Origin of the sequence: Morganella sp. Je.2.23, from assembly GCF_051129855.1 — a bacterium.
Classification (GTDB): domain Bacteria; phylum Pseudomonadota; class Gammaproteobacteria; order Enterobacterales; family Enterobacteriaceae; genus Morganella; species Morganella sibonii.
This window is the reverse complement of the sequence record NZ_JBCPSQ010000008.1, coordinates 1-26079: the sequence shown is the minus strand read 5'-3', so window position 1 is coordinate 26079 and position 26079 is coordinate 1. Positions and strand designations below refer to the sequence as shown.

General features: G+C 51.7%; 24 protein-coding genes. 17 read left to right on the top strand and 7 right to left on the bottom strand.

Going from position 1 to position 26079, the window contains the following annotated elements:
• The first annotated feature begins 49 nt into the window (after nucleotides 1-49).
• The 15 genes from frr (at nucleotide 50) to tilS (ending at nucleotide 18221) form a co-directional block, all read left to right on the top strand.
• A complete protein-coding gene (frr, locus tag AAZR23_RS18540; protein ID WP_052926354.1) occupies nucleotides 50-607 on the top strand; it encodes a ribosome recycling factor in 558 nt (185 codons plus the stop codon).
• Between the two features lie 155 nt (nucleotides 608-762).
• On the top strand, nucleotides 763-1959 hold the full coding sequence (ispC, locus tag AAZR23_RS18535) for a 1-deoxy-D-xylulose-5-phosphate reductoisomerase (RefSeq protein ID WP_046892786.1): 1197 nt from the start codon (nucleotides 763-765) through the stop codon (nucleotides 1957-1959).
• 265 nt (nucleotides 1960-2224) lie between these two features.
• Nucleotides 2225-2938: a polyprenyl diphosphate synthase gene (uppS, locus tag AAZR23_RS18530; protein WP_230061373.1), complete on the top strand. Its 714-nt coding sequence runs from the start codon at nucleotides 2225-2227 to the stop codon at nucleotides 2936-2938.
• The gene (cdsA, locus tag AAZR23_RS18525; RefSeq protein ID WP_166708907.1) at nucleotides 2931-3788 is read left to right on the top strand and encodes a phosphatidate cytidylyltransferase; all 858 of its coding nucleotides are present in this window, start codon (nucleotides 2931-2933) and stop codon (nucleotides 3786-3788) included. Before uppS ends, cdsA begins: the two co-directional genes overlap by 8 nt.
• 26 nt (nucleotides 3789-3814) lie before the next feature.
• Nucleotides 3815-5170: a sigma E protease regulator RseP gene (rseP, locus tag AAZR23_RS18520; RefSeq protein WP_080947971.1), complete on the top strand. Its 1356-nt coding sequence runs from the start codon at nucleotides 3815-3817 to the stop codon at nucleotides 5168-5170.
• 41 nt (nucleotides 5171-5211) lie between these two features.
• Nucleotides 5212-7608 (top strand): outer membrane protein assembly factor BamA, encoded by a 2397-nt coding sequence (gene bamA, locus AAZR23_RS18515; protein ID WP_052926356.1) that lies wholly within the window; start codon nucleotides 5212-5214, stop codon nucleotides 7606-7608.
• A gap of 110 nt (nucleotides 7609-7718) precedes the next feature.
• Nucleotides 7719-8219, top strand: a complete 501-nt coding sequence (locus AAZR23_RS18510) for an OmpH family outer membrane protein (protein WP_046892788.1) — start codon at nucleotides 7719-7721, stop codon at nucleotides 8217-8219.
• Nucleotides 8220-8222: 3 nt separating this feature from the next.
• Nucleotides 8223-9251 (top strand): UDP-3-O-(3-hydroxymyristoyl)glucosamine N-acyltransferase, encoded by a 1029-nt coding sequence (gene lpxD, locus AAZR23_RS18505; RefSeq protein WP_107680630.1) that lies wholly within the window; start codon nucleotides 8223-8225, stop codon nucleotides 9249-9251.
• 103 nt (nucleotides 9252-9354) lie between these two features.
• On the top strand, nucleotides 9355-9807 hold the full coding sequence (gene fabZ / locus AAZR23_RS18500; RefSeq protein WP_004237234.1) for a 3-hydroxyacyl-ACP dehydratase FabZ: 453 nt from the start codon (nucleotides 9355-9357) through the stop codon (nucleotides 9805-9807).
• A 3-nt stretch (nucleotides 9808-9810) separates the two neighbouring features.
• The gene (gene lpxA, locus AAZR23_RS18495; RefSeq protein WP_046892790.1) at nucleotides 9811-10602 is read left to right on the top strand and encodes an acyl-ACP--UDP-N-acetylglucosamine O-acyltransferase; all 792 of its coding nucleotides are present in this window, start codon (nucleotides 9811-9813) and stop codon (nucleotides 10600-10602) included.
• A 14-nt stretch (nucleotides 10603-10616) separates the two neighbouring features.
• Nucleotides 10617-11771: a lipid-A-disaccharide synthase gene (gene lpxB / locus AAZR23_RS18490; protein WP_434694273.1), complete on the top strand. Its 1155-nt coding sequence runs from the start codon at nucleotides 10617-10619 to the stop codon at nucleotides 11769-11771.
• A complete protein-coding gene (gene rnhB / locus AAZR23_RS18485) occupies nucleotides 11771-12367 on the top strand; it encodes a ribonuclease HII (protein WP_434694271.1) in 597 nt (198 codons plus the stop codon). The genes lpxB and rnhB overlap by 1 nt, the downstream gene beginning before the upstream one ends.
• Before the next feature lie 10 nt (nucleotides 12368-12377).
• Nucleotides 12378-15857 carry a DNA polymerase III subunit alpha gene (gene dnaE, locus AAZR23_RS18480; RefSeq protein WP_166707005.1) on the top strand — a complete coding sequence of 1160 codons (3480 nt, stop codon included), beginning with the start codon at nucleotides 12378-12380 and terminating at the stop codon, nucleotides 15855-15857.
• A 12-nt stretch (nucleotides 15858-15869) separates the two neighbouring features.
• On the top strand, nucleotides 15870-16829 hold the full coding sequence (accA, locus tag AAZR23_RS18475; protein ID WP_166707006.1) for an acetyl-CoA carboxylase carboxyl transferase subunit alpha: 960 nt from the start codon (nucleotides 15870-15872) through the stop codon (nucleotides 16827-16829).
• A gap of 9 nt (nucleotides 16830-16838) precedes the next feature.
• On the top strand, nucleotides 16839-18221 hold the full coding sequence (gene tilS, locus AAZR23_RS18470) for a tRNA lysidine(34) synthetase TilS (protein ID WP_434694269.1): 1383 nt from the start codon (nucleotides 16839-16841) through the stop codon (nucleotides 18219-18221).
• On the opposite strand, the gene rof is transcribed toward tilS, so the two are convergent.
• Nucleotides 18199-18465 (bottom strand): Rho-binding antiterminator, encoded by a 267-nt coding sequence (rof, locus tag AAZR23_RS18465; RefSeq protein ID WP_046892795.1) that lies wholly within the window; start codon nucleotides 18463-18465, stop codon nucleotides 18199-18201. The genes tilS and rof overlap by 23 nt on opposite strands.
• 268 nt (nucleotides 18466-18733) lie before the next feature.
• On the opposite strand from rof, the gene nlpE reads away from it, so the two are divergent.
• Nucleotides 18734-19393, top strand: a complete 660-nt coding sequence (gene nlpE, locus AAZR23_RS18460; RefSeq protein WP_046892806.1) for an envelope stress response activation lipoprotein NlpE — start codon at nucleotides 18734-18736, stop codon at nucleotides 19391-19393.
• A 73-nt stretch (nucleotides 19394-19466) separates the two neighbouring features.
• On the opposite strand, the gene proS is transcribed toward nlpE, so the two are convergent.
• The 6 genes from proS to metN all read right to left on the bottom strand — a co-directional run bounded on the left by proS (nucleotide 19467) and on the right by metN (nucleotide 25154).
• The gene (gene proS / locus AAZR23_RS18455) at nucleotides 19467-21188 is read right to left on the bottom strand and encodes a proline--tRNA ligase (RefSeq protein WP_349417502.1); all 1722 of its coding nucleotides are present in this window, start codon (nucleotides 21186-21188) and stop codon (nucleotides 19467-19469) included.
• 119 nt (nucleotides 21189-21307) lie between these two features.
• Entirely contained in the window at nucleotides 21308-22015 is a 708-nt protein-coding gene (tsaA, locus tag AAZR23_RS18450) for a tRNA (N6-threonylcarbamoyladenosine(37)-N6)-methyltransferase TrmO (RefSeq protein ID WP_166708909.1), read from the bottom strand.
• On the bottom strand, nucleotides 22008-22418 hold the full coding sequence (gene rcsF / locus AAZR23_RS18445; protein WP_052926363.1) for an Rcs stress response system protein RcsF: 411 nt from the start codon (nucleotides 22416-22418) through the stop codon (nucleotides 22008-22010). The genes tsaA and rcsF overlap by 8 nt, the downstream gene beginning before the upstream one ends.
• Nucleotides 22419-22598: 180 nt before the next feature.
• Nucleotides 22599-23414, bottom strand: a complete 816-nt coding sequence (locus AAZR23_RS18440) for a MetQ/NlpA family lipoprotein (RefSeq protein ID WP_107680621.1) — start codon at nucleotides 23412-23414, stop codon at nucleotides 22599-22601.
• A gap of 59 nt (nucleotides 23415-23473) precedes the next feature.
• The gene (locus AAZR23_RS18435; RefSeq protein ID WP_166707009.1) at nucleotides 23474-24127 is read right to left on the bottom strand and encodes a methionine ABC transporter permease MetI; all 654 of its coding nucleotides are present in this window, start codon (nucleotides 24125-24127) and stop codon (nucleotides 23474-23476) included.
• A complete protein-coding gene (gene metN, locus AAZR23_RS18430; protein WP_107680620.1) occupies nucleotides 24120-25154 on the bottom strand; it encodes a methionine ABC transporter ATP-binding protein MetN in 1035 nt (344 codons plus the stop codon). The genes AAZR23_RS18435 and metN overlap by 8 nt, the downstream gene beginning before the upstream one ends.
• A gap of 170 nt (nucleotides 25155-25324) precedes the next feature.
• On the opposite strand from metN, the gene gmhB reads away from it, so the two are divergent.
• On the top strand, nucleotides 25325-25906 hold the full coding sequence (gene gmhB, locus AAZR23_RS18425) for a D-glycero-beta-D-manno-heptose 1,7-bisphosphate 7-phosphatase (protein ID WP_434694266.1): 582 nt from the start codon (nucleotides 25325-25327) through the stop codon (nucleotides 25904-25906).
• Nucleotides 25907-26079 lie beyond the last annotated feature (173 nt).

Genomic DNA, 26079 nt, shown 5'->3' with positions numbered 1-26079 from the left:
GCGCGACAGGCACGGTCTGAAAAATTACCCGTTTCCAAGGACTCATAACGTGATTAATGAAATCCAGAAAGACGCGCAGGAACGCATGGAAAAATGCGTCGAGTCGCTGAAATCCCAAATCAGTAAAGTGCGCACAGGCCGTGCTTCCCCGAGCCTGCTGGACGGTATCGTTGTTGAATATTACGGTACACCGACTCCGCTGCGCCAGTTAGCTAACGTGGTTGCGGAAGATTCACGCACCCTGGCTATCACCGTGTTTGACCGTTCAATGTCACCGGCTATCGAAAAAGCGATTATGGCCTCTGACCTTGGTTTAAACCCGTCATCTGCCGGTACAGTTATCCGTGTTCCGCTTCCTGCGCTGACCGAAGAGCGTCGTAAAGACCTGATCAAAGTAGTCCGTGGTGATGCAGAGCAGGGCCGTATTGCGGTACGTAACGTCCGCCGTGATGCGAACGATAAAGTCAAAGCACTGCTGAAAGACAAAGAAATCAGTGAAGATGATGACCATCGTTCTCAGGACGACGTTCAGAAAATGACTGACCTGTTTATCAAAAAAATCGACGATGCACTGGCAGCAAAAGAAAAAGAGCTGATGGAATTCTGATCCGGATGCTGTGCTGAACAGAACATACAGAAATAGTGCCTGACGGCACTATTTTTTTACTTATCAGTCGCGGAAATGACTTCTCACTCTCCGTTCACCAAAGTGCTATACTTTTGCGATTCGAAATAACGATAAAGTAATATTGAGTATTTATCATGAAAGGTTTGGCAATTCTCGGTTCCACGGGATCTATCGGTAAAAATACACTTTCCGTCATTCGTCAGCATCCGGATTTATTCCGTGCCGTGGTTCTGGCAGCCGGAAAAAATGTTCAGACGATGTTTGAACAGTGTCTGGAATTTAAACCCCGCTATGCGGTGTTATCCGATGAAGTGGCCGCCGGTGAATTGCGAATTCAGCTGAAACTCCACGGCAGTGCAACAGAAGTGCTCAGCGGCAGTGCCGCTATTTGCGAGCTGGTTCAGCTGGATGAGGTGGATCAGGTTATGGCGGCAATTACCGGTGTGGCCGGTCTGCTGCCGACTCTTGCGGCGATCCGCGCGGATAAACGTATTCTGCTGGCAAACAAAGAAGCTCTGATCACCAGCGGACGCCTGTTTTTTGCTGCCATGAGCACAAGCCGTGCCGAACTGTTTCCTATCGACAGCGAACATAACGCGATTTTTCAGTCCCTGCCGTCTGCCGTGCAGTTGTCGCTGGGACATGCTGACCTGAATGCCGCAGGTGTTGATTCCGTTATCCTGACCGGCTCCGGCGGCCCGTTCCGTGAAACACCCTTATCTGAACTGGTGAATATGACACCGGATCAGGCCTGTGCACACCCGAACTGGTCAATGGGACGCAAAATTTCCGTGGATTCCGCCACGATGATGAATAAGGGCCTTGAATATATTGAGGCACGTTATTTCTTTAATGCATCAGCAAAACAAATGGAAGTTATTGTGCACCCGCAGTCGGTGATTCATTCGATGGTCCGCTATACTGACGGCAGTATTATTGCGCAGCTGGGGACGCCGGATATGCGCACACCCATAAGCTATTCAATGAGTTATCCCGGACGTATCACCGCCGGGGCTGAACGCCTTGATTTTACCCGTATGGGCGGCCTGACCTTTGAAGAGCCGGATTATAACCGTTATCCGTGCCTGAAACTGGCGATTGAAGCCTGTGATGACGGGCAGGCGGCCACAACCGCGATGAACGCGGCCAATGAAGAAACTGTACAGGCATTTCTGCAAAATAAAATCCGTTTCACAGATATCGCGCAAATAAACCGGATGGTAGTGGAAAATCACCGGTTTACGGAACCTCAGTCGATTGACGATGTCCTTATTATTGATAAACAAACGCGGGAACTGACCCGTAAATCAATCGGAAAAATCGCGAAGTAATTAATTTATATTAACGGGTTGCGTTTGTCGGTGAATAGCGCAAGTGATATAGTTCAGCGTTACGATTTCTGTAAATCAGACTTTTAATGACCGGTTAACGACACTATGACGTTATCACTGACAAACAGAGACAACACCGTGAACCTGCACGGTGTTTTTGTGTCTGACGCCATGTATTAACCGATACCTCAAAGGATTAACTTGCGTGACAGTATCCAGTGAAAATGCCTCAGAAAAGCCGGGACCTCAGCATGTCGCCATTATTATGGACGGCAACGGCCGCTGGGCAAAAAAACGCGGAAAATTGCGGGTTTCCGGCCATCGCGCAGGGATCAAATCGGTCCGCAGTTCGGTCAGTTTTGCCATCAAAAACCAGATAAAATCTCTGACACTTTATGCCTTCAGCAGTGAGAACTGGAACCGTCCTGAACAGGAAGTTCACTCACTGATGGAGTTGTTTGTCTTTGCGCTGGATAACGAAGTCAAAAGTCTGCACAAACATAATGTCAGATTATCCGTTATCGGTGATGTGAGCCGGTTCAGCCCGCGTCTGCAGGAGCGTATCCGCCGCGGTCAGGTGCTGACTGCCAATAATACCGGTTTACAACTGAATATCGCCGCCAACTACGGCGGACGCTGGGATATCACCCACAGTGTTAAACAGGTGATTGCACAAGTACAGCGCGGTGAATTATCCGCTGAAGATGTCAGCGAACAGGATATCAGCCGTCATATCTCTCTTCATGATCAGCCGCCGATTGATCTCGTGATCCGGACCGGCGGCGAGCATCGCATCAGCAATTTCCTGCTCTGGCAGGTTGCGTATGCCGAATTTTATTTTACAGAAGTGCTGTGGCCTGACTTTGATGAAAACGCTTTCAGTAATGCAATAACATCGTTTACACAGCGTGAGCGCCGTTTCGGCGGAACCACACCTGATGATCAGTCTGAGCAGGCTCCGGGAGGAAATGTTGCTTAAGTACCGTCTTATTACTGCCATTATTTTAATTCCGCTGGTACTGCTGGCGATGTTTATGCTCGCGCCGGCACATTTCGGCTGGGTGGTGATCGCCGTATGCGGGCTGGCCGGCTGGGAATGGGCGCAATTTGCGGGTCTGAAAGGTGCCGGACAGCGTATTATCACCGGTGTGGTGTTTGCAGCCGGTCTGACGGCCTGGCAACTGACACTGGATATGACTAACCTGATGGCCGATGCTGCGGTGCAGGGCAGTCTGTGGGCGTCACTGGTCTGGTGGGTATGCGCAGTGCTTCTGGTGATCAGTTTCCCGAAATCAGCCGCGTTGTGGAAAGATTCCGTGATTATCCGCCTTATCTTCGGTGTGGTGACCATTGTTCCGTTTTACAGCGGTATGATGGTGCTGCGCACTCAGGGCTATGCGGGCGGTGATGTGTATCAGGGCGCCTGGTGGCTGCTGTATGTCATGCTGCTGGTCTGGGCGGCGGACTCCGGTGCGTATGCATTCGGCCGTCTGCTGGGCAAACACAAAATGGCACCGCGCGTCTCACCGGGCAAAACCCTGGAAGGTCTGGCAGGCGGTCTGATCACGGCCGGGCTGGTTTCCTGGTTATTCAGTCACTATTCGCCGTTACAGACACTGCCGGAAAATCTGATTATTGTGTCAGTGATTGTGGTGCTGATTTCTGTATTCGGTGATCTGACCGAAAGTATGTTTAAACGTCAGTCCGGCGTGAAGGACAGCAGTCAGCTGATCCCGGGGCATGGCGGCGTAATGGATCGCATTGACAGCCTGACCGCGGCAGTACCGGTATTTGCCGGTCTGATCCTGTTAGTATTCTCCGGCTTTTAAGCACACCGGGAGCAGACAGAAAACGCATGATGACTTTTATCTGGAACTCAGCCGCTTTTATTATTGCGCTGGGAATTTTGGTTACCGTACATGAGTTCGGGCACTTTTGGGTGGCCCGGCGCTGCGGTATTTTTGTCGAACGATTTTCCGTCGGTTTCGGCAAAGCGCTCTGGCGCCGCACAGACAGACACGGAACAGAATTTGTCATCGCGGTAATTCCGCTCGGCGGTTATGTCAAAATGCTGGATGAGCGCGTGGAGCCGGTTGCACCGGAGCGTCGTCATCAGGCGTTTAATAACAAAACGGTCGGCCAGCGGGCGGCAGTGGTCAGTGCAGGGCCGATTGCTAACTTCCTGTTAGCCATCGTGGCGTACTGGATTGTCTTTATGATCGGGGTTCCGGCCGTTCGCCCGGTGGTGGCGGATATCCGCGCGGGATCGGTCGCAGAACAGGCAAATATTTTGCCCGGGATGGAACTAAATGCCGTTGACGGTATCGAAACGCCTGACTGGAGCAGTGTGCGTCTGGCGATGATCAGTAAAATCGGCGACGATTTCACGGTTCTGAATGTGATTCCGGAACCGGGCTCAGCGCCTGCGGAAAAACGTCTGGACCTCACCCGCTGGAAATTTGATCCGGAAAAACAGGACGCTGTTCTGTCTCTGGGTATCATGCCGGTATCTGCACAGGTCAGTAATGAAATTAATGTCCTGACGCCGGGAGGGCCTGCCGAAAAAGCCGGTTTACAACCGGGGGACAGGATCGTTAAAGTAGGCGGGGAACCGCTGACCGTCTGGCAGCCGTTTACGCTTTTTGTACGTAATAGTCCCGGAAAAACACTCGATTTACTGATAGAGCGGGGCGGAGAACATATTCATGTTCCTCTCACGACAGAGATAAAAAACAGCGGCGGCAGTAAACAAATTGGTTTTGCCGGTGTCGAATTAAAGGTGATTCCGCTCGACCCGCAATATATTACTGAGCATCAGTACGGGCCGGTGGAAGCGGTTGCCGAGGCAACCGGGAAAACCTGGCAGTTAATGAATCTGACCGTGAAGATGATCGGTAAGCTGGTGACCGGTGACGTAAAACTGAATAATCTCAGCGGTCCGGTATCGATTGCGAAAGGTGCCGGTATTTCCGCCGATTCCGGCTTAGTGTATTATCTGATGTTTCTGGCGCTCATCAGCGTCAATTTAGGGATCATTAATCTGTTCCCGCTGCCAGTTTTAGATGGTGGACACCTGTTATTCCTGCTTATCGAAAAGATAAAAGGCGGGCCGGTGTCCGAGCGTGTACAAGACTTCAGTTATCGTATTGGTGTAATGGCACTGGTACTGTTGATGGGGCTTGCACTTTTCAATGATTTCTCCCGCTTCTGATTAAGGAAGACCGGGACCGGTAAGGAAAACGCATAACAACGATGGCGATGAAAAAGTTGCTCATAGCGTCGCTGCTGCTTGGCAGCTTCACTGCATACGGTTCAGACGGATTCGTGGTTCAGGACATTCAGTTTGAAGGTCTTCAGCGCGTCGCCGTTGGTGCTGCATTACTGAACATGCCTGTCCGTGTCGGTGACACGGCAAGCGATGAGGATATCGGACGTACCATTCGCGCACTGTTCGCGACCGGTAACTTTGAGGATGTCCGCGTCCTGCGTGATGGTAATGTACTGCTGGTTCAGGTGAAGGAACGTCCGACCATTGCAAATATCACCTTCTCGGGTAACAAATCCGTGAAGGACGACATGCTCAAACAGAACCTGGAAGCATCCCGTATCCGCGTCGGGGAAGCCCTTGACCGGACGATGCTGTCAAACATTGAAAAGGGACTGGAAGACTTCTATCACAGCGTCGGTAAATACAACGCAACAGTAAAAGCTGTTGTCACACCACTGCCGCGCAACCGTATTGACGTGAAATTCGTCTTTGCGGAAGGGGTTTCCGCAACTATTCAGCAGATCAATATCGTTGGTAACACACAGTTTACCACCGCTGAACTGGTTAACCGTTTCCAGCTGCGCGATGATGTGCCGTGGTGGAACCTGGCGGCTGACCAGAAATACCAGAAACAGAAACTGGCCGGTGATCTCGAAACCCTGCGCAGCTTCTATCTGGATCGCGGTTACGCGAAATTCAATATCGATTCGACTCAGGTCAGCCTGACGCCGGATAAAAAAGGTATCTATATCACCATCAACGTGACCGAAGGCGATCAGTATCAGATTGCCGGTGTTCAGGTTGCGGGTGAAACCGCAGGTCACTCCGCTGAAATTACTGAGCTGACTGCGATTGAGCCAGGTTCACTCTATAACGGTGCGCAGGTCACCAAAATGGAGAATGATGTCAAAAATATGCTCGGCCGCTATGGTTACGCATATCCGCGCGTCATGACCCAGCCGGAAATTAATGAAGCCGACAAAACCGTGGTTCTGCATGTGAACGTGGATGCCGGTAACCGTTTCTATGTCCGCCAGATCCGTTTCGCCGGTAACGACGTGAGTAAAGACTCCGTTCTGCGCCGTGAAATGCGTCAGATGGAAGGGGCATGGTTAGGTAACGATCTGGTCGAGGCCGGTAAAGAGCGTCTGAACCGTACCGGTTACTTTGAAACTGTTGAGGTGGAAACCCAGCGTGTACCGGGTGTGCCGGATCAGGTCGATGTTGTCTATAAAGTCAAAGAGCGTAACACCGGTTCCCTGAACTTTGGTGTGGGCTTCGGTACTGAAAGCGGCGTCAGCTTCCAGGTGGGTGTCACCCAGGATAACTGGTTAGGTACCGGTTATCAGGTCGGTGCTAACGCCAGTAAAAACGACTACTCCACTTACGCGGAACTGTCACTGACTGACCCGTTCTTCACCGTAGATGGTGTGAGTCTCGGCGGTCGTATTTTCTATAACGACTTCCGTGCTGATGATGCGGATCTGTCCGGTTACACCAACAAAACCTATGGTGTGGATGGTACGCTCGGCTTCCCGATCAACGAAAATAACTCTTTCCGTTTAGGTCTGGGTTATGTGCATAACACCCTGTCGCGTATGGAACCACAGGTTAATATGTGGCGTTATCTGCACTCAATGGGTGAAGATCCGAACTATAAAGATCGTGCAGAATTCCGTGCCGATGACTTCACGTTTACAACCGCCTGGGTTTATAACAACCTTGACCGCGGTTACTTCCCGACCTCTGGTGTGAAATCCACCGTGAGTGCGAAAGTCACGATTCCGGGCTCTGATAACGAATACTATAAACTGATCGCAGATACCACCGGTTACTACCCGATTGACGAAAACGGCAGCTGGGTTGTGATGGGCCGCGGTCGTTTAGGCTTCGGTGATGGTCTCGGCGGCAAAGAACTGCCGTTCTATGAGAACTTCTATGCAGGTGGTTCCGGTACTGTCCGCGGTTTCCGTTCCAATACTATCGGTCCGAAAGCGGTCTATTATGACGGAGCATCCGATAAGTTACGCAATGACAGCCCGTCCCGTGATGCTATCGGGGGTAACGCAATGGCGGTGGCCAGTATGGAACTGATCACACCGACACCGTTTATCGACGAAAAATACACGAATTCTGTCCGCACATCACTCTTTATGGATGCCGGTACAGTGTGGGATACCAACTGGGACAATACTGAGCTCATGCAGAAGTATGGTATTCCTGATTACAGTAAAGCAGGGAACATCCGTGTCTCCGCCGGTGTCGCGTTCCAGTGGATTTCTCCGCTCGGACCATTGGTCTTCTCGTATGCGAAGCCAATCAAAGACTACCAGGGTGACCGGACAGAACAGTTCCAGTTTAATATCGGTAAGACCTGGTAATTGCGGTACAGGGTTACCATACGTAATAACCAGTACGCTCAGTGTGCAAAGGGAATCTTTACCATTGGGTTTAATATCCAACCAGTAAATGGTGTTTAAGGGGTTTTATTGTGAAAAAGTTATTAACTGCTGCCAGCGTAGGTATGGTATTAGCGATGTCTGCCGGTGCTGCTCAGGCTGCTGACAAGATCGCGGTTGTCAATATCGGTGAAGTTGTCCAGAAAATGCCGGGCCGTGAAGCGGCAGCAAAACAACTGGAAAACGAATTCAAAAGCCGTGGTACTGAACTGCAGAGCTTAGAAAAAGATCTGCAGACCCGTGCTCAGAAACTCCAGAAAGACGGCGCGACTATGAAAGACAGCGAGCGTCAGAAACTGGCCGGTGAATTCGATACCAAACGTGCTGACTTCGCGAAAAAAGCCCAGTCATTTGATCAGGACTTCCAGCGCCGTCAGATGGAAGAGCGTAACAAAGTCATGAAACGTGTTGAAGATGCAGTGAAATCTGTTGCTTCAAAAGGCGGATATGATGTTGTGATCGATGCTAACGCGGTTGCATATTCCGTTTCCGGCATTGATATCACTGCCGATGTTCTGAAACAGGTTAAATAATTAATGTCTTCCATTCGATTAGCTGATCTCGCTCAGCAGTTGAATGCAACGTTACACGGTGATGGCGATCTCGTCATCACCGGTATCGCGCCTATGCATTCAGCAAACAGCGGGCAAATTACCTTTCTGTCTGATGCCCGTTACCGGGAAAAACTGGCCGGTTGTCAGGCGGGTGCTGTGGTATTGCGTGAAGACGATTTACCGTTTTGTCAGGTTGCGGCCCTTGTGGTCAAAGATCCGTACCTGGCGTATGCGCACATGGCGCAGATTATGGATACCACACCGGCTCCGGCTGACAGTATTCATCCGTCTGCGGTGATTGATCCGTCAGCCTCACTCGGGGCGAATGTGTCAGTCGGTGCGAATGCTGTGATTGAGTCCGGCGTTGTCCTGGGTGACGATGTCATCATCGGCGCAGGTTCGTTTGTCGGCAAAAATACCAAAATCGGTGCCAAAACCCGCATCTGGGCAAATGTCACTGTATACCACGGGATTGTGATGGGTGAAGGCTGCCTGGTTCACTCCAACACCGTTATCGGTGCGGACGGATTCGGATATGCCAACGATCGCGGTCAGTGGGTAAAAATCCCTCAGCTGGGTTCCGTCATTATCGGCGACCGGGTTGAAATCGGCTCCTGTACCACTATCGACCGTGGTGCATTAGAAAACACGGTGATCGGTAACGGTGTTATCATTGATAATCAGTGCCAGATTGCCCATAACGTCATAATCGGCGACAACACCGCAGTAGCCGGTGGCGTGATTATGGCCGGGAGCCTGAAAATCGGCCGCAACTGTATGATTGGCGGAGCAAGCGTCATTAATGGTCATATGGAAATCTGCGATCGCGTCGTTGTGACAGGCATGGGCATGGTAATGCGGCCTATCACCGAACCGGGTGTATACTCCTCCGGTATTCCGTTACAGCCAAACAAAACATGGCGTAAAACTGCCGCGCTGGTGATGAATATCAGCGAAATGAATAAACGCCTCAAGGCGGTCGAGCGGCAGCTGGATAACGACGATAAATAACAACGCATTTTGCGGTATTTTTGCGGCCTGCTAACCGCGTGACGGGTATAGCAGGCCGTGTTATTAATAAGACATATGACAAAGAGACAGGAAGAGTATTCTGATGAGTGACAACCATACTCTCAAAATTGATGAAATTTTAGAGCTTCTTCCGCACCGGTATCCTTTTTTATTAGTGGATCGCGTGCTGGATTTTGAAGAAGGTAAATTTTTACGTGCCGTGAAAAACGTATCGTTTAATGAGCCGTTTTTCCAGGGGCACTTCCCGGGCAAACCGATTTTTCCGGGCGTTCTTATTCTGGAAGCGATGGCTCAGGCCACCGGCATTCTGGCGTTCAAAAGCCTGGGTAAATTAGAGCCGGGTGAACTGTATTATTTTGCCGCCATTGATGACTGTCGCTTTAAACGCCCGGTACTGCCGGGAGACCAGATGATCCTCGAAGTGACTTTCCATAAGGAACGCCGCGGCGTTGCCCGTTTCACGGGTGTTGCGAAAGTTGACGGAGAAGTTGCCTGCGAAGCTACCATGATGTGTGCACGCCGCCGTGAGGGGTAATAAATGATCGATAAAACCGCCCGGATTCACCCGTCTTCCATTATCGAAGACGGTGCCGTTATTGGTGCCAATGTCACCATCGGTCCTTTCTGCTGTATTGGTGCGGATGTTGAGATCGGTGAAGGGACTGAAATTAAGTCCCATGTTGTGATTAATGGTCATACCAAAATTGGTCGTGATAACCAGATTTTCCAGTTTGCCTCCATTGGTGAGATAAACCAGGATCTGAAATACAATGGTGAACCGACCCGCGTCGAAATCGGTGATCGTAACCGTATCCGCGAAAGTGTGACTATTCATCGCGGCACCGCGCAGGACACCGGCGTTACCCGTATCGGTAACGACAACCTGCTGATGATCAATGCGCATGTTGCTCACGACTGTGTGATCGGCAACCATTGTATCATTGCCAACAACGGAACCCTGGCGGGTCATGTCACTCTGGATGACTATGTTATCCTGGGTGGTTTATCGGCTGTTCATCAGTTCTGCCGTATCGGTGCCCACGTAATGGTCGGCGGCTGTTCCGGTGTGGCACAGGATATCCCGCCGTTCTTAATCGCGCAGGGTAACCATGTGACCGCTTTCGGACTCAATGCTATCGGCCTTAAACGCCGTGGTTTTGATAAAGATGATATCAGTGCGTTACAGAATGCGTATAAGGTTCTGTACCGCAGTAATCTGACGCTGGCAGAAGCCAAAGTACAGTTAGCTGAACTGGCGAAAGAAAACGTCCACGTAAAAGCGTTCGCTGACTTCCTGGATACCGCTGAACGCGGGATCATCCGTCCGTAATTGCGGGGGCTGCCATGTCGGTATCACCTCGTCCGCTCACGATAGGTATTGTCGCCGGAGAAACCTCCGGTGACATTCTCGGTGCAGGGTTAATGCGTGCACTGAAAGAAAAATATCCGGATGTTCGTTTCATGGGGGTTGCCGGTCCGCTGATGCAGGCGGAAGGCTGTGAAACCTGGTATGAAATGGAAGAACTGGCGGTGATGGGTATCGTGGAGGTGCTTGGCCGCCTGCCGCGCCTGCTCTCCATCCGTCGTGATCTCACCCGGCGTTTCCGTGAACTCAAACCGGATGTCTTTGTCGGCATTGATGCGCCGGATTTTAATATCACCCTGGAAGGGCGGTTAAAATCTTCCGGGATCAAAACGATCCACTATGTCAGCCCGTCTGTCTGGGCGTGGCGGCAAAACCGGGTCTTTAAGATTGCCAAAGCGACCAATCTGGTGCTGGCTTTCCTGCCGTTCGAAAAAGCGTTTTACGATAAATACAATGTGCCGTGCCGTTTTATCGGGCATACCATGGCAGATGCACTGCCGTTACAGCCGGATAAAACCGCTGCCCGTGATGCACTGGGGTTGGATCCGTCCGCGCCGTGTCTGGCAATGCTGCCGGGCAGCCGCCATGCGGAAGTCTCGATGCTCAGCGGTGATTTCCTGAAAACCGCGCAACTGCTGCGGCAATCACTGCCGGATTTACAGATTGTGGTGCCGCTGGTGAATGCGAAACGCCGTGCCGAATTTGAAGCTATCAAACAGGAAATCGCACCGGAACTGGATGTGCATCTGCTTGACGGCCGAGCCCGTGACGCGATGATTGCCTCGGATGCCGCACTGCTGGCATCAGGTACGGCGGCACTGGAGTGCATGCTGGCGAAATGCCCGATGGTGGTGGGCTACCGTATGAAGCCGTTTACGTTCTGGCTGGCAAAACGGCTGGTCAAAACCCCGTATGTGTCGCTGCCTAACCTGCTGGCCGGACGCGAAATTGTACCGGAACTTTTACAGGATGAGTGCCGCAGCGATCTGCTGGCAGATGCACTGCTGCCGCTGTTGCAGGGCGGAGAGGCAGTGGATAAACTCAGAGAAACCTTCCTGGAATTACATCAGAAAATCCGTCTTGATGCGGATAATCAGGCCGCACAAGCCGTATCAGATATAGCGAGTAATTAATGGATTTTGTTTATCCTGACGCGGCACTGATTGCCGGTGTCGATGAAGTCGGCCGCGGGCCGCTGGTCGGCGCGGTGGTGACCGCCGCCGTTATCCTTGATCCGCAAAACCCGGTTGTAGGTCTGGCGGACTCCAAAAAACTCACCGAAAAGAAACGTGAGCGGCTGTTTGCTGAAATTCAGCAAAAAGCACTGTACTGGAGTATCGGCCGTGCGGAAGCCGCTGAAATTGATCAGATCAATATCCTGCAGGCCACATTCCTGGCCATGCAGCGGGCGGTGGCCGGATTACCGGTGCGTCCGGGATTTGTGCTGGTGGATGGTAATAAAGCGCCGGATTTCGGTGTTCCCGCTCAGGCGGTGATCAAAGGTGACGGACTGGTACCGGAAATCAGTGCGGCATCGATACTGGCAAAAGTCACGCGGGATCGTGAAATGGCGGAGCTGGATAAACTATTTCCGCAGTACGGATTTGCAAAACACAAAGGTTACCCGACGGCGCTGCATCTTGAGATGCTGGCGCAGTATGGCGTGACAGAGCATCACCGAACCAGTTTCGGCCCGGTCCGCCGTGCGCTGGCCGGTATCAGTCAGTGAGGATGGCGTAATGGCGGAACCGCGTTTTATTCATCTTAATATTCACAGCGACTATTCCATGATCGACGGGCTGGCGAAAACCGGGCCGCTGGTCAAAAAAGTGGCGTCGATGAATATGCCGGCGATGGCGATTACGGATTTTACCAACCTGTGCGGGCTGGTGAAATTTTATGGCAGTGCGCACGGCGCCGGGGTGAAACCGATTGTCGGCGCGGATTTCCTGATGGAAAGCGAACTGCTGGGTGACGAACTGGCTTCGCTCACGATTCTGGCACGCAATAACACCGGTTATCAGAACCTGACCCTGCTTATCTCAGAAGCCTACCAGAATGGCTACGGTGCGCAGGGGCCGACCATTCAGCGCGACTGGCTGGTTAATCACAAAGACGGGTTGATTATTCTCTCCGGCGGACGTAAAGGGGATGTCGGTAAATTTCTGCTGCGCGGTAACAGCGTGCTGGTGGATCAGGCGCTGGAATTCTGGCAGACCCATTTCCCGGACAGCTTCTATCTGGAGCTTATCCGCACCGGCCGCCAGGATGAGGAAAGCTATCTGCATGCCGCTGTACAGCTGGCGACAGAGAAATCCCTGCCGGTGGTAGCGACCAATGATGTCCGCTTTATCAGCAGTGAAGATTTTGACGCCCATGAAATCCGCGTTGCTATTCACGATGGTTATACATTAGCGGACCCGAAACGTCCGAAACTCTACAGCCCTCAGCAATATCTGCGCAGTGAGGACGAGATGTGCGAGTTATTCGCCGATATCCCGGAAGCACTGCAGAACAGCGTCGAAATTGCTAAGCGTTGTAACGTCACTATCCGTCTCGGCGAGTATTTCCTGCCGCAGTTCCCGACCGGGGATATGAGCACGGAAGATTATCTGGTCAAACGCTCGAAAGAGGGACTGGAGGAGCGCCTGGCGTTCCTGTTCCCTGACCCGGAAGTGCGCGCGCAGCGCCGCCCGGAATATGACGAGCGTCTGGATATTGAACTGAAAGTGATCAACCAGATGGGCTTCCCCGGCTACTTCCTGATCGTGATGGAGTTTATCCAGTGGTCGAAGGATAACAATGTGCCGGTAGGTCCGGGACGTGGTTCCGGTGCCGGTTCACTGGTGGCGTACTCCCTGAAAATCACCGATCTGGACCCGCTGGAGTTCGACCTCCTGTTCGAACGGTTCCTGAACCCGGAACGTGTTTCCATGCCTGACTTCGACGTCGACTTCTGTATGGAAAAACGTGACCGCGTGATTGATCACGTGGCAGAAATGTACGGTCGTGATGCGGTTTCTCAGATCATTACTTTCGGTACCATGGCCGCAAAAGCGGTGATCCGCGATGTCGGTCGTGTACTGGGGCATCCGTACGGGTTTGTCGACAGGATCTCTAAACTGGTGCCGCCTGATCCGGGCATGACACTGGAAAAAGCCTTTGCGGCAGAGCCGCAGCTCGGCGAAGTGTATGAAGCCGATGAAGAAGTCAGGGCGCTGATCGACATGGCGCGTATCCTGGAAGGGGTAACGCGTAACGCCGGTAAACACGCCGGTGGTGTGGTGATCGCACCGACAAAAATTACGGATTTCGCGCCGCTTTACTGCGACCCGGAGGGGAATAACCCGGTCACTCAGTTTGATAAAAACGACGTGGAATATGCCGGTCTGGTGAAATTCGACTTCCTCGGCCTGCGTACGCTGACGATTATCGACTGGGCGCTGGGGATGATTAACCCGCGCAACGAGAAAAAAGGTAAGCCGCCGGTTGATATCGCGGCTATCCCGCTCGATGACCAGAAAAGCTTTGATATGCTGCAACGCTCGGAAACCACTGCGGTTTTCCAGCTTGAATCCCGCGGCATGAAAGATCTGATCAAACGTCTGCGTCCGGACAGCTTTGAAGATATGATAGCCCTGGTGGCGCTATTCCGTCCCGGCCCGCTGCAGTCGGGCATGGTGGATAACTTTATCGACCGTAAACACGGACGGGAGGCTATCTCTTACCCGGATGTGGAATGGCAGCATGAGTCCCTGCAACCGGTACTGGAACCGACGTACGGTATTATTCTGTATCAGGAACAGGTGATGCAGATTGCCCAGGTGCTGGCGGGCTATACGCTGGGCGGCGCGGATATGCTGCGTCGTGCGATGGGTAAGAAAAAGCCGGAAGAGATGGCAAAACAGCGCTCGGTATTTGAAGAGGGCGCAGTGAAAAACGGCGTGGATGCCGAACTGTCCATGAAGATCTTTGACCTGGTGGAAAAATTCGCCGGTTACGGGTTTAACAAATCTCACTCCGCCGCTTACGCACTGGTTTCCTATCAGACACTGTGGCTCAAGGCGCACTATCCGGCTGAATTTATGGCCGCTGTAATGACAGCGGATATGGATAATACGGAAAAAGTTGTCGGGCTGGTGGACGAATGCTGGCGGATGGGGCTGAAAGTATTGCCGCCGGATATCAACAGCGGACTGTATCACTTCCATGTCAATGATGAAGGTGAGATAGTCTATGGTATCGGCGCGATTAAAGGTGTCGGTGAAGGGCCGATTGAAGCGATTCTGGAAGCCCGTAAAGACGGACATTTCAAGGATATCTTTGATTTGTGTGCCCGCACTGACATCAAAAAACTGAACCGCCGTGTAATGGAAAAACTCATTATGTCCGGCGCGTTTGACCGGCTGGGCCCGCATCGTGCCGCGCTGATGTCCTCGCTGGAGGATGCGCTGAAAGCAGCGGATCAGCACGCCAAAGCGGAAGCCACCGGTCAGGCGGATATGTTCGGGGTACTGGCGGAGGCGCCGGAACAGGTGGAACGTTCTTATGCCAATATTCCGAAATGGCAGGAAGAAATTATCCTCGAAGGAGAGCGGGAAACGCTCGGGTTGTATCTTACCGGACACCCGATAAACCGTTATCTGAAAGAAATTGAGCGCTATACTCATGGTTTGCGCCTGAAAGATGTTAACCCGACGCCCCGCGGTCAGATGACCACGGTGGTTGGTCTGGTGCTGGCTTCCAAGGTGATTACCACCAAACGGGGAAACCGGATTGGTGTCTGTACCCTCGATGATCGTTCCGGCCGGCTGGAAATTATGCTATTTTCCGATGCACTGGAACGTTACCAGCACCTGCTTGAACAGGATCGCATTCTGATCGCCTCCGGGCAGGTCAGCTTTGATGATTTCAGCGGCGGGCTTAAAATGGTGGTCAGGGAACTGCTGGATATCAGTGAAGCACGCGAAAAATATGCACGCGGGCTTGCTATCTCGCTTACGGACAGGCAAATTGACGAACAACTGCTGCACCGGTTGCGCGGTGCACTTGAACCGCACCGCTCTGGGACAATACCGGTTCACCTTTATTACCAGAAGGACGATGCCAGAGCGCGGATGCGTTTCGGTGCCACCTGGCGGGTTACTCCGACCGATACCCTTCTGACAGATCTGCGGACTCTGCTGGGTAATGAGCAGGTAGAATTAGAATTTGACTAAAATAGGAACATTATGAGTCTTAATTTTCTGGATTTTGAACAGCCGATTGCCGAGTTAGAGGCGAAAATTGATTCGCTGACCGCGGTCAGCCGCCAGGATGAATCACTCGATATCAATCTTGACGAAGAAGTTGAACGCTTACGGGCGAAGAGTCTGGAACTGACACGTAAGATTTTCGCTGACCTGGGTGCATGGCAGATAGCTCAGCTGGCACGCCATCCGCGTCGTCCGTATACCCTGGATTACGTCAAACTGATCTTTACCGATTTTCAGGAACTGGCAGGCGACCGCGCATATGCGGATGACAAAGCGATTGTCGGCGGGATTGCCCGTCTCGACGGTCGTCCGGTGATGATTATCGGCCATCAGAAAGGCCGTGAAACCAAAGAAAAAATTCGTCGTAACTTCGGCATGCCGGCACCGGAAGGTTACCGCAAGGCACTGCGCCTGATGGAACTGGCCGAACGCTTTAATCTGCCGGTGATCACCTTTATCGACACCCCGGGCGCTTATCCGGGCGTGGGTGCGGAAGAACGCGGTCAGTCTGAAGCGATCGCCCGCAACCTGCGTGAAATGTCCCGTCTGAAAGTACCGGCTGTCTGTACTGTGGTCGGGGAAGGCGGTTCCGGCGGCGCGCTGGCAATTGCTGTCGGTGACAAAGTGAATATGCTGCAATACAGCACATATTCTGTGATTTCACCGGAAGGCTGTGCCTCTATTCTGTGGAAAAGCGCGGATAAAGCGCCAATCGCGGCAGAAGCAATGGGGATCACCGCTCCGCGTCTGAAAGAACTGAAACTGATCGACAATGTGATCCCTGAGCCGCTGGGCGGCGCGCACCGTGATTATGAAGCGGTTGCCGCATCCCTGAAAGCGCAGATCCTGTCTGATCTGGCAGAGCTGGATAAACTGGACAGTGAATCGCTGGTGAATCGCCGCTATGAGCGCCTGATGAGCTACGGCTACTGCTGATAACCGGTTGTGGATACTGCCTTTTGTGAGTCACTGTCTGCCGTGTTCCGCCGTGTGTTTGCCTCCCAGCAGGCAATACTGGCGGGGCTGAGCGGCGGGCTTGATTCTGTTGTCCTGCTGCATGCTCTGCGGCAGTGGCAGGCTGCTGAACGTCCTGCGCTGCGGTTGCGGGCAGTCCACATTCATCACGGATTAAACCCGCTGGCGGATGGCTGGGCGGAGCACTGCCGGACATTCTGCGGGACACTGTCTGTTCCGTTTCAGGTGTGCCGCGTACAGGTGGATCCCCGTAAAAAAGGGATTGAAGCCGCCGCCAGAGATGCCCGTTATCAGGCATTCCGTGATGTGATCGCCCCGGATGAGGTGCTGGTGACTGCCCAGCATCTGGACGATCAGAGCGAAACCTTTTTCCTCGCCTTAAAACGCGGCAGCGGCCCTGCCGGTTTGTCCGCCATGCCGGAACAGATGCCATTTGGCCGTAATCTGCTGATCCGCCCGTTACTTACCTTCAGCCGCGCTCAGCTCGAACAGTATGCGGCGTATCATCACCTTTCCCGGGTGGAAGATGACAGCAATCAGGATATCCGCTATGACCGCAATTTCCTGCGTCATGAGGTATTACCGCAACTGAATGCCCGCTGGCCGCATTTCGCGCAGGTGGTATCCCGCAGTGCTGCGCTTTGCGGCGAACAGGAAGCCCTGCTGGATGAACTTCTGCAACCGGAACTCACGCAGTTAACCGGTTCTGATAATGGCCTGTCTTTTATCCCGCTGCTCAGTGCCGGAACGGCAAAACGCAACGCGGTACTGCGCCGCTGGCTGAAACACTGTGGTGTGCAGATGCCGTCACAACACCAGCTGACGTTACTCTGGCAGGAAGTGGCACTGGCAAAACCGGATGCCGAACCGGGGTACTGTCTGAAACCGGTCACTATCCGCCGCTATCAGAACAAACTGTATGTGACGGAGAAAACCGCAGGGTTATCCGCATATTGCCTGCCGTGGGATCTTCATTCTGCTTTGTCATTGCCGGATGATGCCGGAATTTTGCGGGTGGCGGAAACGCTCAATCCGCAGGATGTGGTATCTGTGGTGCGCCCGCCGCGCCCGGATGAGCAGGTGACTGTCCGGTTCGGTTTGCAGGGGCATTATCATATCAGCGGACGTGATCGCGGGCGTTCCGCCAAAAAGCTGTGGCAGGAATCCGGTGTTGCCCCCTGGCTGCGCGAACGTACACCGCTTCTCTGGTATAACGATACGCTGATTGCGGCGGTCGGGGTCTTTGTGACGAAAGAGGGGGAAGCGGATGAGGCAGAACTGATGATTATGCAGGAAAAAAACAACCCCGCGGACGGGGTTGCAGAGTTATTCAGGACGGTGAGTGATCAATAACCACTGTTCCCAGGTCGGGATGACTGAAGCTGACAATGGCGTCCAGACGAAGCTCCCGTAATTCGTTGTCAATCGTGACAACAAGGTATTCCACTTTCTTCCGGAGCACCAAATCGGTCGCTTTTCCTGTCAGAACATCGCCCCCCTGTAAGGTCACTTCCAGTACCATATGATGCTGGCAGGCCAGTTCGAGGTTGTCATAGTCATCACAATTAATTGGTTGATATTCATTTTCTGCAGACATATTCCCTCACCATACTTTCGCTCGCGGTATCATCCGCGGATGGTTATTCAAATAGCCTCATCGCTCCGGGAAGACTATATCATAGTTATCATATTGGCTATTACTGATTACATTTTATTATCAGCAAAACATACTGTTTATCACTGTTTTGGATAAAATCATTGCCAATTTAAAAATAAAAATGCGTAATTGTCTGAAAACGTATGAATATACAAAAACTGACAATCCTTTTGCTAACATTACCTCATCAGATGTTCAGGGGGAATACATGAAAAATCTAACAAAACTCTTATTGGCAGCAGGTATTTTCAGCATTACGGCCTGTAGTTCGACAGTCGTTGTGCCACCGGCACCGGAAGTCCATGTTCTTGATCGTGCGTATAACGGCGTGGTTCCGTGTGCGGATTGCTCCGGCATGGATGTGACCGTTTTACTGGAAGGTGACGGCACTTATGTTATGCAGCGCACTTATCTGCAAACCCGTGATGGCAACCAGACCTTCTTTGAAACCGGCACCTGGGCGAAAGACGGTGAAAAACTGCGTCTGACCGATACCGCCGGGCAGCGTGCCTATTATGATCCGCAGGATAAATCGCTGGTGATGCTGGATATTGACGGCAATCCGGTCAAATCAGACATGAACTACACCCTGAAAATGGTGAAACCATTACAGCTGAAAGGCGAATACCGCTATATGGCCGATGCGGCAACCTTTAAAGATTGTCAGACCGGCGTGGTTTACTCGGTGCCGGGCAATATTGGTTTAGAGCAGGGCTACGGTAAGCTGGGTGTCGAAGGCGGCAAACCGGTCTATCTGGAAGTGGAAGGGTATTACACCATCCGTCCGTCCATGGAAGACGGTCAGTTTGATCAGGCGCTGATTCAGACCGGTAAATCTGTACTGGATAAATCACGCAGCTGTCAGTAAGTTCTCCGGAATCCGGCAGAAATAAAAAAGGCTGAACAAATGTTCAGCCTTTTTGCATTCACCGCGCTGATAATCAGGCAGTAATGATTTTCTCTTTCAGCACACTGACAATATCATCCAGTGCGATCAGGGATTTATCTTCGCTGCGGCGGTATTTGTATTCCACCACACCGCTGTCGAGGTTACGATCGCCGATAACGATAGTATGCGGGATACCCATCAGTTCCATATCCGCAAACATCACACCCGGACGCTCTTTACGGTCATCAAAGATCACTTCAATACCCTGAGCGGTCAGGTCTGCGTAGAGTTTCTCCGCCACTTCTTTCACGCGGTAAGACTTGTGCATATTCATCGGCAGCAGCGCAACCTGGAACGGAGCAATGGCATCCGGCCAGATAATACCGCGATCATCGAAGTTCTGCTCAATCGCTGCCGCGACAATACGGGTCACCCCGATGCCGTAACAACCCATAAAGACGACTTCATTGTGACCGGCTTCATTCTGAACTGTCGCTTTCAGTGCTTCGGAATATTTTTTACCGAGCTGGAAGATATGACCGACTTCAATCCCGCGTTTGATCATCAGTGTGCCTTTGCCGTCCGGGCTCGGGTCACCGGCGACCACATTACGGATATCAGCGACTTCCGGCAGAGCGGCATCACGCTCCCAGTTGATACCGAAATAGTGTTTGCCGTCGATATTTGCACCGGCACCGAAATCACTCATCATGGCAACGGTACGGTCAGCCACCACCGGCAGCGGCAGATTAACCGGTCCCAGTGAACCCGGACCGGCATTCAGGGCTGTGCGGATCTCTTCTTCGGTTGCAAATTCCAGCGGAGCGGCAACCAGCGGGTGTTTTTCCGCTTTCACTTCGTTGAGTTCGTGATCGCCGCGCACCAGCAGTGCAACCAGTTTGTGACCGCTCTCTTTACTACCGTGAACGATCAGGGTTTTGACGGTTTTTTCAACCGGCAGATTAAACTGTTCAACCAGCTCCGCGATAGTTTTCGCGTTTGGTGTATCAACCAGTTCCATCGCTTTCTGCGGCGCAGGGCGCTCAGTGATATTGCAGACCGCTTCTGCCAGCTCAATATTGGCTGCGTAATCTGATTCAGAAGAGAAAATAACATCATCTTCACCGCTCTGCGCCAGTACCTGGAATTCGTGGGATGCACTTCCGCCGATAGAGCCGGTATCTGCCATTACCGCACGGAAATCCAGCCCGATACGGTTGAAGATCTTGCTGTACGCCTGATACATCGTATCGTACGTTTCCTGCAGTGAATCCTGGGTCAGGTGGAAAGAGTACGCATCTTTCATGATAAATTCACGGGAGCGCATCACGCCAAAACGCGGACGAACTTCATCACGGAATTTAGTCTGGATCTGGAACACATTCAGCGGCAGCTGTTTATAAGATGTCACTTCGTTACGGATAATATCCGTGACCACTTCTTCGTGCGTAGGACCCAGTACAAACTGGCGATCGCCGCGATCGGTGATACGGAGCAGCTCCGGACCGTACTGTTCCCAGCGTCCGCTCTCCAGCCATAAATCTGCGGGCTGAACGACCGGCATGGAAATTTCCAGCGAACCGGCATTTTCCATCTCTTCACGCACGATCTTCTCAACTTTGCGTAATACGCGGACACCGGTCGGCATCCAGTTGTACAGACCTGAGGCAAGTTTACGGATCATCCCGGCGCGCAGCATCAGCTGATGACTGACCACTTCGGCGTCAGCAGGGGTCTCTTTCAGAGTAGAGAGCAGATATTGGGTAGTACGCATTATTTAGGTTCCATTAGAACGACAAACATGTCTTATCGCAGAGGTATTCTGCGCAGAAGTGAAATTAAGCCTGACAGTTTACCAGTGACTGCCGCGCCCCAAAAGAGGGGAATCGCGTTTTAGCGTTTTTCCAGACTGATGACTTCGGTTACGCCATCACGGATATGCCAGCGGACATTTAAATCCAGCAGGTGGACGGCATAGATTTTATCGTCAGCCTGTTGTTTTTTATACGCCGGGCGCGGGTCCTGCGCCAGTACCTGAGTGATAAAACGGGCCAGATCAGGATATTGTGCGGCCTGAGCCGTTATGAATTGCTGTGCCGCAGTACTGAATACGACCGGCATATCCGCCGGGGGCTCTTCCTGAGCAAAACCGGCCAGTGCTCCGGGGACGGATTCAGCATAAGGCAGATAGGGTTTGATATCCAGCACGGGTGTGCCGTTAAGCAGATCCAGACTACCGAGAGAAAGGTAGGCGGTATCGCCGTCGTAACAGACTTCTTTCAGTTCAACCAGCGACATTCCGACCGGATTCGGGCGGAAAGTGGAGCGGGTGGCAAACACGCCCATTTTGGCATTACCGCCAAGGCGCGGCGGACGTACGAGCGGACGCCAGCTGCCTGCCGGAATATCATGGAAGACAAAGATAACCCACACGTGACTGAATTGTTCCAGTCCGCGCACGCAATCGGCGTGATTATAGGGTGCAACAAAGTGCAGCTCCCCTGTTCCGTCTTCAACCAGCCCGGGCTGGCGCGGGATCGCAAATTTTTCCTGCCACGGTGAGCGGATAAAACCCACGGGGGAAAATGAAAACTCAGACATCATCAACCTTAATCGCAGTACCTTCACATACCGTCAGTTGCTTACAACCCTGCGCGGGTGTCACGGCACACTGATGGAGTAACACGGCATCTGCTTTCAGTTTTCCGGCCCGGTAGAGCATTTGCTTCCGGGCTGCCGGAATACCGGACTGTGCAGATTTTGCCGCTTCCGGGCAATTCTGACCCAAAACCACGCCAAGGTCACGGAAAGGTTTACCCAGCAATTCTTCCGGGCGGGTATAGAGTTTGACGCGTGATGCTGCGGATGTTGATTTGGCTTTTTTACCGGCCGGTTTTTTCAGCCGCATATCGGCATATTGCGCTTGTTCCTGCTCAGAATGACTCTGACGGAAAGAACATCCCGCCATAAGAAGAGCAAGCAGGCTGATAATAAGCACTCGCATGGAAAGAAATCCTCTGGCTGTACAAAACAGAAAAGTAAGAGAAGATGAAGTATTATTATTTATAAGAGAGCATTTAATGTTCATAGCAAAACAAAAAGGGTGAACAATTGTTCACCCTCAGTGTAATATTCTTTGATTAAAGAGAAAAGGATTTAGAGGTTATTCTGAATTCCCTGTCTTTTACCAGCCTTTCACCGCACCGCCGTTGAAGACTTTATCTGCTTCGTTAAAGACTTCATCTGACTGATACGCCTGAACAAATTGTTTCACAGCTTCGCTGTCTTTATTATCTTCACGGGAGACAATAATGTTGACGTAAGGTGAATCTTTATCCTCGACAAATAAGCCGTCTTTAGCTGGGGTTAAATTGATCTGGCTGGCGTAGGTCGTGTTGATCACGGCCAGGTCGATCTTATTATCATCCAGTGAACGTGGCAGCTGCGGGGCTTCCAGCTCAATCAGTTTCAGACCTTTCGGGTTTTCAGCCACATCAAGAACGGTCGGCAGCAGACCGGTGCCTTCTTTCAGTTTGATCAATCCCTGCTTCTGTAATAACAGCAGTGAACGGCCGAGGTTGGTCGGGTCATTCGGCAGGGCGATTTGAGCACCGTCCTGTAATTCATCCAGTGATTTGATTTTCTTTGAATAACCGGCAATCGGATAAACAAAGGTATTACCTACAGTGGTTAACTTATAGTTACGATCTTTAATCTGCTGATCCAGGTACGGCTTATGCTGGAATGCGTTCAGGTCGATATCACCACGGCTGAGCGCTTCATTCGGCATGACATAGTCATTGAAAGTAACCAGCTCGACATTCAGACCGTATTTGTCTTTGGCAACTTTCTTCGCCACTTCCGCCACCTGCTGTTCAGCACCGACAATCACGCCGACTTTGACACTTTTCGGATCTTTTTCATTCTGTCCGCAACCCGCCAGTACTAATGAACCCAGCAAAGCCCCGGCAACGACAAGCGATTTTAATTTAAAAGCCATCTTTTTTTTCCTCGTTCTGTGTAATACGCGTTCGCAGTCAGTGCGGCGCGGAGAGTGTTTTACTTGTGGGTTACCGCTTTAACCAGGCGATCACCACATACCTGAATAATAAAGACCAAAACAACCAGCAATGCCAATACCGTATTCATAACAACAGCGTTATATCCGACATAACCATACTGATAACCAATCTGACCTAACCCGCCGGCACCAACTGCACCACCCATCGCAGAGTAACCCACGAGTGTGATCAGCGTAATAGTCGCTGCGTTAATCAGTCCCGGTAACGCTTCCGGCAGCAGGATCTTGCTGACAATCTGCAGTGGTGTGGCACCCATTGAGCGGGATGCTTCGATCAGACCTGACGGTATCTCCAGCAGGGCGTTTTCCACCATGCGGGCAATAAACGGTGCCGCACCGACAGTCAGAGGAACAATCGCCGCTTGTAACCCGATAGATGTACCAACAACTAACCGGGTAAACGGAATCATCCACACCAGTAAGATAATGAACGGGATCGCACGGAAAATATTGACCAGTACGGACAGTATCCGGTACAGGCTTTTATTATCTGCAATCTGACCCGAACGGGTGATATATAACAGTACCCCCACCGGCAGGCCGATTAAAAATCCCAGGAAACCGGATGCAAATGTCATGACCAGGGTTTCCCAGATGCCTTTAATTAACAGTAAAATCATTCCTTCAGACATAACCGAGAACCTCTGTTTTTACGTGGTGTTCTTTCAGAAAATCAATGGCCGCTTCAACATCCTGCGGGCTGTTGCCGTCCAGCTCTGCCAGCATGACACCAAATTTCACACCGCCCGCATAATCCATCTGAGAGCTCAGGATGCTGATATCAATATTGAACTTGCGTGACGCAATCGAGATCAGCGGCGCATCAACGGACTGACCACCAAACTCCAGTTTCAGCAGTGGTCCCAGTCCTTCCGCCGGTTCCGGTTTCAGACGTGCCAGATAATCTTCCGGTACATCCAGGTGCAGAGTAGACTCAATAAATGCCTGCGCCACCGGGGTTTTCGGATGAGAGAACACTTCACTCACCGTATTTTGTTCAATCAGCTGCCCGCCGCTGATAACCGCCACCTGGTCACAAATGCGTTTTACCACATCCATTTCATGGGTGATCAGCAGGATAGTTAACTCCAGCCGGCGGTTGATATCTTTCAGCAGCTCCAGAATCGAACGGGTGGTTGCCGGATCCAGTGCGCTGGTGGCTTCATCACACAGCAAAACCTCAGGTTCATTTGCCAGCGCACGGGCGATGGCAACACGCTGCTTCTGACCACCGGACAGATTCGCCGGGTAAGCATCCCGCTTGTCGGTCAGGCCGACCAGATCAAGCAGTTTCACAACCCGCTTTTCAATTTCCGCAGCCGGGACGCGATCAAGTTCCAGCGGCAGAGCGATGTTCCCGAACACGGTGCGGGAAGATAACAGATTAAAATGCTGAAAAATCATACCGATGCTGCGACGGGCACGGGTTAACTCTTTATCGTTCATCTTAGTGAGATCACGGTCGCCGACGAGTACTTGTCCGGATGTCGGCCGTTCCAGCATGTTCACACAGCGTATAAGCGTACTTTTTCCGGCGCCGGAAGCACCGATCACTCCGTAAATCTGCCCTTGCGGGACGTGCAGGTTAATATCAGAAAGTGCCTGTATTTCGCGATGACCCTGCTGAAAAACCTTATTTATATTCGTCAGCTTTATCATGTAATTATTATTACCTTGTTACGTGAAACTGGTTGTTCACCAGATGATTTTCGGATGTTAAGATGTCTGGACGGCTAAGTCAACAGGATTTAGTTATCAGGCCGCATTCTCATTCCTCATCAAATAAGCGATACTAAATACATTATTGATGACGGACTAAGAGTGTAACCATGGGTATCCCCGCAGTATTTCTGGACAGAGACGGCACCATTAACGCAGACACCGGCTATCTCCATGAGATTGATGATTTCCGGTTTATCGAAAACGCGATTGAAGCAATGCAGGCCATCAAACAGATGGGCTATGCCTTAATCATAGTCACAAACCAGTCAGGTATCGCCCGGGGTATGTTTACCGAAGATCAGTTTATGCATCTGACCGAGTGGATGGACTGGTCTCTGGCGGATCGCGGCGTTGATCTGGATGGTATCTATTATTGTCCTCATCATCCTGAAGGCACAGTTGAAAAGTTTCGTCAGGTATGTAACTGCCGCAAACCGGCACCGGGTATGCTGCTGGATGCGCAGAAACACCTGAAGATCGATATGGGTAACTCTTATATGGTAGGAGATAAACTTGACGATATGCTGGCCGGACGTGCAGCTGAAGTGGGTACAACCGTATTGGTACGCACCGGAAAACCGGTAACAGAAGACGCTGAAGCGGCGGCAGATATTGTGATTAACAGTATTGCGGATCTGCCTGCACTGCTGAAACCCGTACAAAAAAGCGCAAAATCACCTAAAAAATAACCTGATTGGGTGTTTTATCTGCGAACGGAAAAAAAATTGAAATTAACCCTTGCGGTCAGATGAAAACTCCCTATAATTCGCATCCGTTGTCACGGCACAGGACGCTGAGTCCGCTGAGATAACAAGGTGAAAAGTCTGAAATAAATACTTGACACCGAATGAGGAAAGCGTAA